Origin of the sequence: Methylobacterium sp. FF17 (genome assembly GCF_025813715.1) — a bacterium.
In the GTDB taxonomy this organism is placed as follows: Bacteria; Pseudomonadota; Alphaproteobacteria; order Rhizobiales; family Beijerinckiaceae; genus Methylobacterium; species Methylobacterium flocculans.
In genome coordinates this window covers 2,378,367-2,391,636 of record NZ_CP107532.1, presented here as the reverse complement: position 1 = coordinate 2,391,636, position 13,270 = coordinate 2,378,367, and the positions used below count along the sequence as shown (strand labels likewise).

Sequence of the window (13,270 nt, the reverse complement as noted above, 5' to 3'; positions counted from 1 at the left end):
TGGTGGGCGCGATCTCGATTCGGGACAGAATCCGCGACCCATCAGAGCCGTATGTCAGCAGCCCTCGCGAACGTCATCCTGCCCCCCGACCGGCGCCAGTCGGCCACGGCGCTCCAGATCCAGCGCGGCGTCCGGCGGCTGTTTGCCGAACTCGGGCACGTCACGATCCCGGAATTCTCCCTGGCCAACGGCCGGCGGGCGGACGTCATCGCCCTCTGCCCGGCCGGGCGCCTGACCATCGTGGAGATCAAGTCGAGCGTGGCGGATTTCCGGGCCGACCGGAAATGGCCGGATTACCGCGACTACTGCGACCGCTTCTACTTCGCGATTCCCGAGACGCTCTCCACCACCCTGACCCCGGAGGATGCCGGCCTCATCGTCGCCGACGCCTTCGGCGCCGCGATCCTGCGCGACCCGGCCGACCATGCCCTGAGCGGCGCCCGCCGCAAGGCCGTGACCCTGCGCTTCGCCCACAGCGCCGCGCGCCTGCTGCACGCGCTCGCCGATCCCGGCGCCATCCGCGAAGGCGCGCTCTGACGGCGGCCGGACCGCGTCCGCCGCGCGGGATCGCGTCGCGCAGGCGCGCCGGTCGCCGCCGGCACGCGCAGCCGCCCCACACACCGATCGCCCCCGTCATGCGCCTGCCCTCGCGCCGCCCCGCGAACGGGGAGGATCCCGCCCTCCTGCGCCACCTGCAGAAGGCGTCGGGGCGCCGGTCCCTGCTCCTGCACCTGCTCATCGTCCTGGTGCTGCTCGTCACGGCCCAGGGCTACGACGGCTCGAACCACTCCGCCCACCACTGGGTCGGGCTCGGAATCTACGCCCTCGTCTCCCTCGGCCTCGGGCTCGCCGACTGGCGCTCCGCGCAGCGGGGCGGCACCGAGCGGCTGACGGAGTGGCTGGCCTGGGCCGCGACCCTGCTCAACGCGGGCGTCGCGCTGTTCCTGCTGGTCGAGCACATGCTCCTCGGCGCGGTGACGACGGAGGAGACCGCGGCGGCGGTGAGCCGCCTGCCGGCCTTCCTACTGCTGCTCCAGACCGGCCTGAGCATGCGGGCCTGGCACACGGCCGCGTTCGCCGGCCTGGTGAGCCTGGGCTGGGGCGGCACCATCCTGCTCGCCTACCTCGACCCGGACAGTGCCCTGCTCGGCCCCCACGTGACCCTCGAGGAGGAGGTGCCGGGCCTCCTCACCTTCCTGGCCGCGGGCCTCGTGGTCATCGACGGGGTCCGGCGCCTGCGGTCGGCGGTGACCACGGCGCTGCGGATCGAAGGGGAGCGCACGCGCCTCGCGCGCTTCGTGCCGGACCGGGTGGCGGGCGAACTCGCTGAGGCCGGCGGCCTCGGCACGGTGCAGTCGCGCCACGCCTGCCTGCTCGGCCTCGACCTGCGGGGATTCTCGGCCTTCTCGCGGGAGCATTCCCAGGAGGAGGTGGTGCGGGCGCTGCTCGACGTGCGCGCCCTGACCCATGTCGCCGTCACCGCGCAGGGCGGGATCGTCGACAAGTACGTGGGCGACGGCATCCTGGCGCAGTTCATCGTCGGGCGCCCGCAGGCACAGGCGCACGCCGCCCTCGCCTGCGCCCGAACCATCCGGGACCGGCTCGCCGTCCTGAATGCCGAGCGGCGCGGCGAGGGCCGTCCGCAATTGCGGATCACCCTGGCGCTGCATGCCGGCGAGGTTCTGGTCGGCGTCTTCGATGACGGCCACCGGGCCGAGTTCACCGTGCTGGGCACCCCGATGAACCGCCTCGCCCGGATCGAGGCCCGGGCCAAGGCCGCGAACCTGACGCTCGCGGCCTCCGATGCGGTGATCCACCTCCTCAGCCCGGGCATCCGCTCCGGCCTCCGCCTCGACGGCATGCCGCCCTCGGAATGCCGCGACACCCGCGACCTGACCCTGTACGCGGTGACCTGGGACGACGAGGCCGACCCCGCGATGGCCGCGGCACCGGCCGGGCCACCGCCGTTCCTGATGCCGTGAGGCCGGGCGCGGCCGCGGGACCGTCCGGGTGCTGCGCCACCGGAAGCGCCTCGCCGTCGCGCCAAGCCACGAAGGGGGACTGCGCGCCTGCAATCGTCAGCCGACGATGCCCCGAGTCCCTCATCGGCTGCGATGAAGCTCGAGGCCAGAGCACGGAGCCCACACGGAAAGCTGCGATCGACACACGTAGGGAGCGGATTCCCAACCCCGCACCGGGTGTTCGTCGTGTGAACCGATACCTGCAGGATGACTTGAGCACGCCGACAGGGATCGAAACCTGTTGCCGACCACGCACGGGCCGGGAGCATCCTCAGCCCGCGAAGGATCCGAATCCCTCGAAGCTCAGCGCTTTGCCGGCCGCGTTCTCCGCGACCGGGTGCTCGGAGCGCCGGGAATCCTCGGTCGCGTCCTCGGATTTGGTGCGCTTGGTGTCGGGCGGGACGATGGTCTCGGGAACGGGCGGCCAGATCGGACGATCCGGTTTTACTGTCTGGCTCATCGATGCACCTGCTGGCATGACCCGACCTCCTCTTAGGAATACGATATACCAGTACGTTTGCAAAGCGCGATCGCGGCGGTCCGCCTGGGGTCCGCCGGGCGGGCCGCGTCCTCAACCTTCCGCCGGGTCGACCTGCCCGGTCTTCGCGCCGCCCATGGGGTCGGTCTCGTCCTCGCCCGAGGCATCCTCTCCGGTGCGCCCTTGCGGCGTCAGGCGCGGCCCGTCGATGGTGCTCTCCGTATCCTCGGTCTTGCGGGCGTCCTCGGCATTCTCGGTGCCGGGCCGCTCCATCGGCTCAGTGGGGGTTTCCTGCACCGCGCCGCTCACCGTGTCGCGCGGGCCGGTCGCGAGCCCGCCCGCGCCGGCTGTCTTCGCCCCGGATGCAGCGTTCGCCCGGGAAGCGGGGGGAGTCTCATGCGTGACGGCCATGGGCTGATCTCCATTATCGAATGATCAACCTCCGGGCCGCGCGCCCGGTTCGCGGCCGCCCGCCGGGGAGCTCAGCCAGAGCGACAGCCCGAGGAGCACGCGGCCGCTGGCGAGGTGGAGCGCGAGGGGCCAGGCCACAGGGCCCGACAGGGCCACGAGGGCGAAGTCGCAGGCCGGAATGACGAGGCCGACCCGCAGGACCAGGGCGACGGCGGAGCGGGGCGCGCGCCAGCCGAGGCCCGCCAGGGCCAGCGCGAGCGCGCCGTCGCGGAACCCGATGGCCTGAACATAGGCGAGCGCCCCGCCCTCCGGCGCGGGCAGCCCGAAGAGGACCGCCCCGGCGGACGGCGCCCGGACGAACAGCAGGGCCAGCCCCGCGAAGAGTCCGGCGAGCGCCAGGATGGCCGCGAGGCGCCACCCGCGTGCCGGCCGCTCCGCGTCGCCGGTCACCGCTTCGCCCGCATGGCGGGCCTCAGGTGCCGCAGAAGGTGCGCAGGACGCGCTCATGCGCCTGCGGCGGCTCGGCATAGGCGGCGAAGGCCGGCTGGTCGTCGTAGGGCCGGGCCAGCACCGTCACGAGTTCGTGGAACGGCGCGAAGTCGTCCCGCGCGATCGCCGCCTCGATCACGGCCTCGACCCGGTGGTTGCGCGGGATGAAGGCCGGGTTCACGCCGTTCATCGCGGCGCGGCGGGCGGCCGGATCCATGGGTTCGGCGGCGAGGCGCGCGCGCCAGCGCGTCGCCCAGGCATCGTAGGCCGCCGGGTCCGCGAAGAGGGCGCGCAGGGCGGCGTCGCCCTCCGGGCCCAGCGCCGCGTCGCCGAGCCGGCGGAAGGTCAGGGTGAAGTCGGCGCGGTTCGCGCTCATCGCCTGCAGCAGGGCGCCGGCAAGCTCCAAGTCCTCGTCCCGCACCGTGGCGAGGCCGAGTTTCGCCCGCAGGCCCCCGTAATAGGCCGCCTCGAAGCGCGGCCCGAAGGCGGCCAGGAGGTCCTGCGCCACCGCGATGCCGTCCTCCGTCTCGGGTGCGAGCAGGGGCAGCAGGGCCTCGGCGAAGCGGGTCAGGTTCCAGTGCAGGATGCCCGGCTGGTTGCCGTAGGCGTAGCGGCCGTTCTCGTCGATGGCGCTGAACACGGCGGCCGGGTCGTAGGCGTCGAGGAAGGCGCAGGGGCCGAAATCGATCGTCTCGCCGGACACCGCGCAATTGTCGGTGTTCATCACCCCGTGGATGAAGCCGACGAGGAGCCAGCGCGCCACGAGGTCCGCCTGCCGCTCGATCACCCGCGTGAGGAGCGCGCGATAGGGGTTCTCGGCCTGGGCGAGGTCCGGGTCGTGCCGGCCGATGACGTGGTCGGCCAGCGCGCGCACGCCGTCGACATCGCCCCGCATGGCGAAGAACTGGAAGGTGCCGACGCGGATGTGGCTGGAGGCGACCCGGGCCAGGACGCCGCCGGGCAAGGCGGTCTCGCGCTGGACGGTCTCGCCGGTGAGCACCGCCGCGAGCGCCCGGGTGGTGGGGATGCCGAGCGCCGCCATGGCCTCGCTGACCGCGTATTCGCGCAGGACCGGGCCGAGGGCCGCGCGCCCGTCGCCGCGCCGCGAGAACGGCGTCGGCCCGGAGCCCTTGAGCTGGATGTCGCGGCGCAGCCCGTCGCGGCCGATCACCTCGCCGAGCAGGATCGCGCGGCCGTCGCCGAGCTGGGGCACGCGGTTGCCGAACTGGTGCCCCGCATAGGCCATCGCCAGGGGCTCGGCGCCCTCGGGCACCCCGTTGCCCGCCAGCACCGCGACGCCCTCCGGACCGGCGAGCCAGTCGGGGTCGATCCCGAGCAGTCCGGCGAGATCGCGGTTCACGCGGATGAGCCGGGGCGCGGCCACCGGCGTCGGCGCGACGGGCGCGAAGAACCGCTCCGGCAGGCGCGCATAGGTGTTCGTGAAGGGAATGGCGAAGGGGATGGCGGCTGTCATCGACGGGGGTGATCCGGTGTGGTGCGCGGCGGGCGCCTCGGCACACGACCTGGGGTGCGGAGCGCCAAGTGACAACGCATGTGGGGGCAACGCATGTGGGGGCAACGTATCGGGGCGATCCGAACGGACGGGCGCGTCAGCGGTGACGATCCGGATGCCGGGCATGGTGGCGGGCCGGGCGCCGGGGGTGACGGGGTGCGGCGTCCCTCCCGGCTTCCGGCGCGTAGCGGGCGCCGCGCAGGCCGCCGCCCTGAACCGCATCGTAGGAACCGCGACCCGTGCGGGCGCGGGCGGCCGCGCCCGCGAAATCCCCCGGGGTCGGCGGCGTGCCGGGCTGTGAGAAGCTGGTCTCGGGCCGGTAGGCCGGGCCCCAGCCGATTTCGTCGTCGCCGGCCGGGTCCTTGCCCGGGAAGCCGGTGACGAAGCCGGTGCTCTGCGCGGTGGCGGGCAGCGGCGCGCCGACGCAGACGAGGGCGGCGATCAGGGCGAGCGTCGGGACGCGCATGGGCGATCCTCTCCGGTCGGGCGGGAATCGGACGGCACCGGCGGTCGCGTCGCGGGGCCGGGCGTTTCACACAGGGTAACGCGGGGCGCGCGCGGGCAGTTCAGCGGAGCGCCGGGCGCGGCGCCGCAGGACGTCGCGTCCGCCGATGACGAGGAGCGAGAGGGCACCGCCCGCAAGGAGGTCGGGCAGGTAATGCCCCCCCGCCCCCAGGGTCGCGACCATGACGAGGGCGTTGAGGGCGATGACCAGGGGGCCGAGGACGGGGACCGGCGCCAGGGCCCAGGCGGTCAGGGCCGCGAGACAGACGTGGAAGGACGGGAAGGTCACGAGCCCCCGGATGTCGCCGAGCGCCAGGGTGCGCAGCGTCCCAGCCCGCAGGTGCTCCAGGGCGTCGAGGTGCCAGAGGGCGCCCATCGTCTCGAGGGATCCCGGCGCGAAGGCCGTCACGCCGTAATGCGCGAAGGGCCCGGCCGCCGGCACCAGGGCGGCGATGCCCACCACCGCGAGGAGCAAGACGCCGAACATCCGAACGAAGGCCCAGAGGCGGCCGAGGCGGCGCGTGGCGGCGAGCACGATCACCACGAGGCCGACCTGCGGCCCGCTCGTGTGATAGGCGAGCGCCAGCCCCCGGGCGAGATCCGGATGCGCCTCCAGGAACCGCAGATAGCCGGGCCAGTCGAAGCCGAGGGCGGCCTCGATGCCGGCGAGCCGCGCATCGGCCAGCGGCAGGGCCCAGGTGGCGGTGAGGTAGTGCAGCACCGCGATGGGCAGGGTGATCGCGATCAGCGCCGCGCTCGCGAGCGCCATGGCCCGCAGGCTCGGCTCCGACTTCACGGGCCCGAACAGCACGGCGAGCCCCAGCAGGACCGCCACGAGGCCGGCCGAGACCGCGAACCCGAACGGGGCCAGGGCGATGCCGGCCCGCGCCAGCCAGACGGCGTCGAGGAGGGCGATCGCCAGCGCCAGGGCCCAGAATCCGGGATGCGGCGCGGCAAGAGCGAGCGGGAGGGATGGGGCGGCGGCGGCCCATCGGGCCGGGAAGGGAGTCCGGATGATCCCGGTGCGCTCCCCGCGCCTGGGCAGGGAGATCGGTGTTGCGTCGCTCACCCGTGATCCTTCGCTGGTCCGTCGAAGCCGGAACTCGACGGTGGGGCCGTTGGTTGCCGGCCGGTGCGTTCGCACCGCGGTTTCCCACAGACGCCGCCCCCGGCCAGACGCCATGAGTTCCGACCCGTGATGAGTTTCGACCTGTGCTGCGTCCGTCCGAGCGCGTGCCGGTGAGCCGCGTCGCCTTCCTCGACTTCGAGGCCTCGTCCCTCGGCAAGGCCAGCTACCCGGTCGAGGTCGCGTGGGTGCTGGCGGACGGCACCGGCGAGAGCTTCCTGATCCGGCCGGCCCCCGCCTGGACCGACTGGGCGCCGGGCGCCGAGGCGGTCCACGGCATCCCGCGCGAGCGCCTCGTCCGGGAGGGCGTGCCGCACGACTGGGTGGCCCTGCACATGCTCACGACCCTGCGCGAGGTTGGGCTCTACGCCTCGGCGCCCTCCTGGGACGGCCGCTGGCTGAGCCGGCTCCTGCGCGCGGGCGGCCTGCCCCGGCACGCCCTGCGCCTGAAGGCGACGGCGGATGCGCAGCGCCGGGTCATCCTCGACGTCCTGACGGCCGGCGGGCTGGCGCCGGAGCGGCGCGACGCGGTCGCGGGCCGGCTGATGACGGCCCTGCGCCAGGAGGCGAAGGACGATCCCGCCCCCGAGCACCGGGCCCTGTCGGATGCAAGGCGCGAGTGGCGGCGCTGGGGGCAGGCCCGCGCGCTCGCCGAAGCGGTTTTGCGCGAGGGCGCTCCCGAGCCGGACGGCGATCAGGCGGCGCCGAGATAGGCCGCCTCCAGTCCCTTGTCGGCGGCGAGTTCGGCGGCCGTGCCGGCGGTGACGACGCGTCCCTGCTCCAGCACGTAGCCCCGGTCGGCGACCGTCAGCGCCAGGGCCGCCATCTGGTCGACGATGAGGATGGTGACGCCCTGGTCGCGCAGGTCCGCCACCACGGCGTAGAGGGCGTTGATCATCGCCGGGGCCAGCCCCAGGGACGGCTCGTCGAGGAGGAGGATGCGCGGTCGCGCCATCATCCCGCGCGCGATGGCGAGCATCTGCTGTTCGCCCCCCGAGAGCAGGCCGGCCCGGCTCGTCGCGCGGTCGCGCAGGCGCGGGAACCGGGTGAGCAGGGCCTCGATCTCGGCCGGGTCGATGGGCGCCGCGCGGCCATGGGCGCCGAGCCGGATGTTCTCGATGACGGTGAGCTCGGGAAACACCCCCCGGCCTTCCGGCACCAGAGCGAGGCCGAGCCGGGCGATGGCATGGGCCGGCAGCCCCGCGATGGCGCGGTCCTCCAGCACGATGTCACCCGCCACCGGGCGCAGCAGCCCGGCCAGCGCCCGCATGGCGGTGGACTTGCCGGCCCCGTTCGCGCCGAGGAGGGCCACGGTCTCGCCGGGGCGCACCTCGAGGGAGACGGCGTCGAGGACGGGGGCGGCGCCGTAGCCGGCGGTGAGGCGCTGGGTCGAGAGCACCGCGTCGGCGGCCCCCTGCCAGGGCGCGGCGCGGGGGCGCGCGGGCGTGTCGGCCCCGCCGAGATAGGCGCGGATCACCGCCGGGTCGCGGCGGATGGCGGCGGGCGCCCCCTGGGCGATCGGCCGGCCCGCATCCATCACCAGGATATGGTCGGAGACGCCCATCACCAGGGGCATGTCGTGCTCGACCAGCACCACGGCGATGCCCTGGCCGGCGATCCGGCGCAGGAGGCCGCTCAGGCGGTCGGTGTCGGCGCGGGTGAGGCCGGCGGCGGGCTCGTCCAGCAGCAGCACGCGGGGGCGGCCGGCGAGGGCGCGGGCGATCTCCACGAGGCGGCGGTCCACATGGGGCAGTTCCGAGGCCGGCCGGTCCCCGTCGCCGTCATAGCCCACGAAGGCGAGGAGGGCGGCGGCCGCGGCCGGGTCCGCGACGCCGGAGCGGCGCCCGAGGCGGCCCGGCGCGATCGCGAGGGCGACGTTGTCGAGGACGCTGAGCGACCCGAACAGGCGCGTGGTCTGGTAGGTGCGGGCGATGCCGGCCCGCGCGATGACGTGGGCCGGGGCGCCGGCGAGGTTGCGGTCCCCGAGGCGGATCGCGCCGGCCTGCGGCCGGTAGAAGCCCGAGACCATGTTGAGCACCGTGGTCTTGCCGGCGCCGTTGGGGCCGATGAGGGTCGTCACCGCCCCGGCCTCGGCCCTGACCGAGACGCCCTCGGCCGCGCGGATGCCGCCGAAGCTGATGCCGATGCCCTCGACCACCAGGGCCTCGCCGCCGCGCTGCCCCAGCAGGACCGAGAGGTCCGTGGCGGGCCGGGGCGCGGCGCCGGGGCGACGGGGAAGCAGCCGGGCCAGGCTGCCCACGAGGCCCGAGGGCACCAGCCAGAGCACCACCAGGGTCGCGAGCCCGAAGAAGAGCAGCCGGTATTCGGCGAGGCCCGCCAGGGTCTCGGGCAGGAGCACGGTGACGAGGGCGCCCAGCAGCGGCCCGAGCACCGTGCCGGCGCCGCCCACCACCACCGAGAGCACGAACAGGATCGATTGCGAGAACGGGAACGAGCTCGGCGCGATGAACAGCATCAGGGGCGGCAGCACCGCCCCGGCCAGCCCCGTCAGCGCCGCCGAGAGCGCGAAGGCCAGTGTCTTCACCCGCACCGGATCGAAGCCGAGGGAGGCGGCGGCGACATCCGCGTCGCGTACGGCCCGCATCGCCCGGCCGAGGCGGCTCTGGGCGAGGCGGTGGAAGCCGTAGAGGCTCGCGCCCGCGCCGAGCACGGCGAGGATCGCGAGGTCGCGTTCGACCAGGGCGTAGCCGAACAGGCTCGGCCCGGCGGTGACGACGAGGCCGTTCTGGCCGCCGGTGAGCGCCCCGCCCTCGATCAGCGCGTGCTCGATGATGAAGCCGAACGCGATCGTGACCATGGCGAGGTAGGGCCCCTTCACGCGCATGGCCGGCACCGCGAGCGCGGCCCCGACGAGCCCCGAGAGCAGGCCGGCGACCGGCAGGGCGAGCCAGAAGCTCAGGCCCGCCCCGGTGAGGATCGCGCTCGCATAGGCGCCGACGGCGTAGAAGCCCGCATGGCCGAAGGAGATCAGCCCGGTGAGGCCGAGGAGGATGTTGAGCCCGGTCCCCGCCACGGTGGTCAGCGCCACCAGCGCGATGACGAAGTGGCTGTAGCCGCCCGTCGCGCCGACGAGGCCGAGCCCCGCCAGCGTGAGCGCCAGGATGGCGAGGGGCATCGCGGCCCGCCCGTGGAACGCGTGCATCGGGCGTCAGACCTTGTTGATCGCGGCGCGGCCGAGCAGCCCGTCCGGCCGCAGGGCCAGCGCCAGGATGATGACCGAGAACACGACGAGCTGCGTGTAGGTGGAGCCGAGGGTCGCGGTGACGCCGGCCTCCAGGACGCCGTAGAGCAGGCCGGCCAGCACCACGCCCGTGGCCGAGCCGATGCCGCCGAGGATCGCCACCGCGAAGGCCTTGATCCCGAACAGGGCCCCCATCTCGGCCGAGACCGAGAAGAGCGGCGCGATGAGGAGGCCCGCCGCCCCCGCGAGCAGGGCCGAGAGCGCGAAGGCGTAGGCCACCGTGCGGCGGACATCGATGCCCATCAGCCGGGCGGAATCCGCGTTCTGCGCCACGGCCAGCAGCACCCGGCCGAGGTCGGTGCGCCGGAACAGGGTCCGGATCGCGATCGCCACGCCGAGCCCCACCACGGGGATGAGGAGCTGGAGCGGGTAGATGCCGGTGCCCAGGATCTCGATGGGCTTCACCGCGAGCGCGGAGGGCAGGCTGCGCGGCTCCTTCCCGAAGGTGAACAGCATCGCGTTGTCGAGGACGATGCCGCCCGCCACGGTGGCGAGCAGCCAGGCATCGGAGCCCTTCTCCACGAAGGGGCGCACCAGCAGGCGCTCGACGACGAGGCCGAGGAGCGCGCAACCGGTGAGCGCGCCGAGAATCGCCACCGGCATCGGCCAGCCGAGGGTGACGCCGAGGGCGTAGCCCAGCACCGCCCCGAGGGTGACGGCGCTGCCCTGCGCGAAGTTCACGGTGCCCGAGACCGCGAAGGTGATGTGGAAGCCGAGCGCCACCAGCCCGTACATGCTGCCGAGGCCGAGGCCGGTGATGAGGGTGCCGGTGAGCATCGCGACGCCTTCAGTTCGCCACGGCGACGATCTCGCCGTTCTGGAAGCGGGTGAAGACGTAGTCCTGCGGCCCCAGGGCGTCGTGCCGGCCCGGCGCGAAGGGCGCGTCGTAGGTCTTGATCAGGCCCGGATAGGTCGCGACCTTGTAGAAGCCGTCGCGCACTTCCGGCCCGTTGGTGGAACCGGCGGCCTTGATCGCCAGCGCCAGCAGGTGCGTGGCGTCGTAGGCGTTGGCGATGCCGACCGCCGGGGTCACGTCGGCCATGGACTTGATGGCCGGGTACTTCGCCTTGAGCGCGTCGAGGACGGCGAGCGCCTTCGGGCTCGTGTTGCCCGCGAAGGTGAAGGTCTGGATGAAGTGGACCCGGGCCGCGCCCGGGCTGGCGAGCTCGTCGAAGCGTCCGCCCGCCGGGCCCCAATGCGAAACCACGGGCACGCTCCAGCCCATCCGGTCGAGGGATTTCACCACCTGGGCCGAGGGGCCGACATTGCCCACGAGGAACAGGGTGTCGGCGCCGGCCTCCCGCAGGCGGGTGAGCTGGGGCACCATGTCGAGGTCGGCGGCCTCGTACTTCTCGATGCCGGCGGCGGGCAGGCCGGCGCTCTTCAAGGCCGCCGTGAGGCCCTGCTGGTTCGACTCGCCCCAGGCGTTGTTGACGAGGATCATCCCCGGCTTCTTCGCCCCGTGGGTCTTCACCGCGTAGGCCACCAGAGCCTCGTCCACGAGGGCGTCGACCGCCGAGACCCGGAACGCGTAGTTGTCGGCGGCCCCGTTGCGGGTGATGCCGGTGCCGGCGGCCCAGGGCCCGAGGAACGGCACCTTCATCTGGTTGGCGATGGGCACCAGCGCCATGGAGACCGGCGTGTCGAGCCCGCCCACCAGGGCGACGACGCCGACGCGCTGGATGAGTTCGCGGGCGGCGAGCACGCCCTTCGACGGGTTGGCCTCGTCGTCGCGCGCCACGAGTTCGAGGGGCCGCCCGAGGACGCCGCCCCCGGCATTGATCTCGTCGATCGCGAGGCCGATGCCCCGCGAGATCGCCTCGCCGGATTTCGCCGACTGTCCGCTCAGCGCCGTGACGAGGCCGATCCGGATCGGCTCCGCGGCGCGGGCCGGGTCCGCCAGCGGCAGGCCGAGGAGCAGGCAGGCGCCCAGGGCGAGGCGGCGGGTGAGTGGCGGCAGGACGCGGGTGGGCATGGGGTCTCTCCGGCGGCGGATCTGCGCTGACTCGCGCAATGCCCGTGCCAGCCGCTTCGGCCTTGAAATTGCTGACGGAATTCCGCGCACCCGGCCTGCACTGCCTGCCGATGCGCCAAAGTGCATACACTTGTTGCATGCACTTGCCGCGCCTTTGCGGCAGTGAACCCTGGTCCCACGGAGTCCCGCCCATGACTGCTGCCACGCCCACCGACACCACCGCCCGCGACGCGGCCAACGTCACCGCCTATCTCGAAGCCTCGATGGTGCCGGACCCGGAGCGGGCGGCCACCTACATGGCGCCGGGCATCACCATCGTGTTCACCGGCGGGCGCCGCTTCGCGCATCCGCGCGAGGTCACGGCCTTCAACGCGGGTCGCTATGCCTGGGTGAAGAAGCGGATGGAGCGCCTCGACGTGGTGCCCGGGGACGGGGTCACCACGGTCTACAGCCTCGGCACCCTCTACGGCGCCTGGCCAGACGGGACGCCCTTCGAGGGCAACCGCTACGTCGACCGCTTCACGGTGCGCGACGGCCTGATCGTGACCATGGAGGTCTGGAACGACAGCGCCGAGCGCATCCTGAGCCGGCACGACCTCAACACCTGAGCGGTCGTCAGCCCTCGGCGGCCTCGACATAGGGGGCGAGCAGCCGCCCGAGGTCGCGCTCGCGGGGCGGGGCCGCGACGATGCGGGCGCGCTCGGCCACCGCGTCGAGGTGATGGTCCATCAACGCGACCGCGCGCTCGGCGTCTCCCGCGACCAGGGCCGCCACCAGGGCGCGGTGCTCGCTGACGCCGCATTCGGCCGAATGGGGCCGGCTGTAGAGCGAGAGCACCAGGGCGCAGCGATAGCCGAGTTCGGCCACGTAGCGCTCCAGCACGGGGCTGCCGGTCATCTGCGCCAGGAGCAGGTGGAACTCGGTGGCGAGCCGGATCGAGGCCGCCTCGGAGCCGCCCCGGGCCGCCTCCTCCCGCGCGATATGGGCCGCGAGTTCCGCCTGCTGCGCCTGCGTGAGGCGTCCGGCCAGGCGGGCGACCACCAGCCGCTCCAGGCTGATGCGGACATCGAAGGTGTCGCGCGCCTCGTCCCAGCTCGGGGTCGCCACCACGGCGATGCGGTTGCGCCGCAGCTCCACCAGCCCCTCTCCGGCGAGCTGCCCGAGCGCCTGACGCGCGATGGTGCGGCTGACGCCGAAGCGCTCGCCCAGCGCATCCTCCGGCAGGCGGTCTCCAGGGCGGATCGCCTGCTCGACGATCGCCCGGCGCAGCGAGCGGCAGATGGCGCCGACCCGGTCCCGGGTCTCCCGCGCGATCCCGTCCTGCGCACCCTCCCGGCCGGCGCCGGCCGGCCGCGATTCCCCGCCTCCCGCGTTCTCGCCCCGCATGCCGCCTCGATCCTCCGTGCCCGTCCCGGCTGCCGGGAAGCATGAGCGGGACCAGAGCCGTTCCTGCACGTCCCAAGGGCCATCCGCAAGGCAATGCAACCTCGG

The 13,270-nt window shown here is 73.9% G+C and carries 14 protein-coding genes; 4 read left to right on the top strand and 10 right to left on the bottom strand.

Annotation, left to right across the window (positions count from 1 at the left end):
* The first annotated feature begins 51 nt into the window (after positions 1-51).
* Positions 52-537, top strand: a complete 486-nt coding sequence (locus OF380_RS11115; RefSeq protein WP_264050819.1) for an MmcB family DNA repair protein — start codon at positions 52-54, stop codon at positions 535-537.
* Positions 538-635: 98 nt separating this feature from the next.
* Entirely contained in the window at positions 636-1,982 is a 1,347-nt protein-coding gene (locus OF380_RS11110) for an adenylate/guanylate cyclase domain-containing protein (RefSeq protein WP_264050818.1), read from the top strand.
* Positions 1,983-2,292: 310 nt separating this feature from the next.
* Here the strand turns inward: OF380_RS11110 and OF380_RS11105 are convergent, their stop codons facing one another.
* From OF380_RS11105 to OF380_RS11080, 6 genes are all read right to left on the bottom strand, one after another.
* A complete protein-coding gene (locus OF380_RS11105) occupies positions 2,293-2,481 on the bottom strand; it encodes a hypothetical protein (RefSeq protein ID WP_264050817.1) in 189 nt (62 codons plus the stop codon).
* 111 nt (positions 2,482-2,592) lie between these two features.
* Entirely contained in the window at positions 2,593-2,910 is a 318-nt protein-coding gene (locus tag OF380_RS28770; protein ID WP_404810577.1) for a hypothetical protein, read from the bottom strand.
* A 24-nt stretch (positions 2,911-2,934) separates the two neighbouring features.
* The gene (locus tag OF380_RS11095; protein ID WP_264050816.1) at positions 2,935-3,360 is read right to left on the bottom strand and encodes a DUF4267 domain-containing protein; all 426 of its coding nucleotides are present in this window, start codon (positions 3,358-3,360) and stop codon (positions 2,935-2,937) included.
* 22 nt (positions 3,361-3,382) lie between these two features.
* A complete protein-coding gene (locus OF380_RS11090) occupies positions 3,383-4,873 on the bottom strand; it encodes a protein adenylyltransferase SelO (RefSeq protein ID WP_264050815.1) in 1,491 nt (496 codons plus the stop codon).
* A 136-nt stretch (positions 4,874-5,009) separates the two neighbouring features.
* Positions 5,010-5,378 (bottom strand): hypothetical protein, encoded by a 369-nt coding sequence (locus OF380_RS11085; RefSeq protein WP_264050814.1) that lies wholly within the window; start codon positions 5,376-5,378, stop codon positions 5,010-5,012.
* A gap of 66 nt (positions 5,379-5,444) precedes the next feature.
* Positions 5,445-6,485, bottom strand: coding sequence for a phosphatase PAP2 family protein (locus tag OF380_RS11080; RefSeq protein ID WP_404810576.1), 1,041 nt, complete (start codon positions 6,483-6,485; stop codon positions 5,445-5,447).
* A 143-nt stretch (positions 6,486-6,628) separates the two neighbouring features.
* On the opposite strand from OF380_RS11080, the gene OF380_RS11075 reads away from it, so the two are divergent.
* Positions 6,629-7,255 carry a 3'-5' exonuclease family protein gene (locus OF380_RS11075; RefSeq protein ID WP_264050813.1) on the top strand — a complete coding sequence of 209 codons (627 nt, stop codon included), beginning with the start codon at positions 6,629-6,631 and terminating at the stop codon, positions 7,253-7,255.
* On the opposite strand, the gene OF380_RS11070 is transcribed toward OF380_RS11075, so the two are convergent.
* Genes OF380_RS11070 through OF380_RS11060 form a run of 3 tightly spaced genes read right to left on the bottom strand, consistent with a single transcriptional unit; the run spans position 7,237 to position 11,779 of the window.
* Positions 7,237-9,705, bottom strand: coding sequence for a branched-chain amino acid ABC transporter ATP-binding protein/permease (locus tag OF380_RS11070; protein WP_264050812.1), 2,469 nt, complete (start codon positions 9,703-9,705; stop codon positions 7,237-7,239). The two genes, OF380_RS11075 and OF380_RS11070, sit on opposite strands and share 19 nt — an antisense overlap.
* Before the next feature lie 6 nt (positions 9,706-9,711).
* Positions 9,712-10,581, bottom strand: a complete 870-nt coding sequence (locus OF380_RS11065) for a branched-chain amino acid ABC transporter permease (RefSeq protein WP_264050811.1) — start codon at positions 10,579-10,581, stop codon at positions 9,712-9,714.
* Between the two features lie 10 nt (positions 10,582-10,591).
* A complete protein-coding gene (locus tag OF380_RS11060) occupies positions 10,592-11,779 on the bottom strand; it encodes an ABC transporter substrate-binding protein (RefSeq protein ID WP_264050809.1) in 1,188 nt (395 codons plus the stop codon).
* 191 nt (positions 11,780-11,970) lie between these two features.
* On the opposite strand from OF380_RS11060, the gene OF380_RS11055 reads away from it, so the two are divergent.
* A complete protein-coding gene (locus tag OF380_RS11055; RefSeq protein ID WP_264050808.1) occupies positions 11,971-12,387 on the top strand; it encodes a nuclear transport factor 2 family protein in 417 nt (138 codons plus the stop codon).
* A 7-nt stretch (positions 12,388-12,394) separates the two neighbouring features.
* On the opposite strand, the gene OF380_RS11050 is transcribed toward OF380_RS11055, so the two are convergent.
* A complete protein-coding gene (locus tag OF380_RS11050) occupies positions 12,395-13,165 on the bottom strand; it encodes a GntR family transcriptional regulator (RefSeq protein WP_264050807.1) in 771 nt (256 codons plus the stop codon).
* Positions 13,166-13,270: the final 105 nt, after the last annotated feature.